Genomic DNA, 614 nt, shown 5'->3' with positions numbered 1-614 from the left:
CCCTCGATATTTTCCCGAATGGTCATGATGTCCACATTGTCATAGCGGGATTTCACACCGGGAATGGACAGGGCCGGGCGCACGTTGGCGAACAGGTCGAAGGTCTTGCGCAAGGTCACGTTCACGGATGTGAAGCCGCCGCCCACCGGGGTGGTGATAGGGCCTTTCAGCGCCAGGCGGTTGCGTTTGAGCACGGCGAGGGTGTCTTCCGGCACCAGCTCCAGGCCCTGATCCAGAGCGGTCTGCCCTGCGATGGCATACTCAAATTTCAGACCGCAATCCAGCGCGTCCAGTACCCGTACCGTGGCATCCACGATATCCGGTCCGATTCCGTCACCGGGGATAACGGTTACGGTATTCTCGTTCATACTGCCTCCTGATTGCGGTTAATAAGAGTTGGGCGGGGTGTGCCCGGGGTTCAGATGCTGGGTCCAGTAAAGAATAGGGCCCCCATTCTGCCACGTCACGGTCGGCAAAATGAATGCCGACAAAAGTCGCAGGCTACAATGACAGAGTGTTTTTGGCGCAGAAGGTTCGCAGAGAAAGCCCGGGCAGAAGTGGAATCAGGGTCATTGTTCATCCTCGAGTAACTGGGCCCCGGTGCCCTGCTCGGA

General features: G+C 58.1%; 1 protein-coding gene. It reads right to left on the bottom strand.

Annotation, left to right across the window (positions count from 1 at the left end; translation table 11 throughout):
• Positions 1-368: isocitrate/isopropylmalate family dehydrogenase (locus A3730_RS28675; RefSeq protein ID WP_255364334.1), on the bottom strand; the 368-nt coding region annotated here is incomplete at its 3' end.
• Between the last annotated feature and the right edge of the window lie 246 nt (positions 369-614).

It is taken from the genome of Alcanivorax sp. HI0044 (genome assembly GCF_001634945.1).
This window is presented reverse-complemented; position numbering and strand designations above follow the sequence as displayed.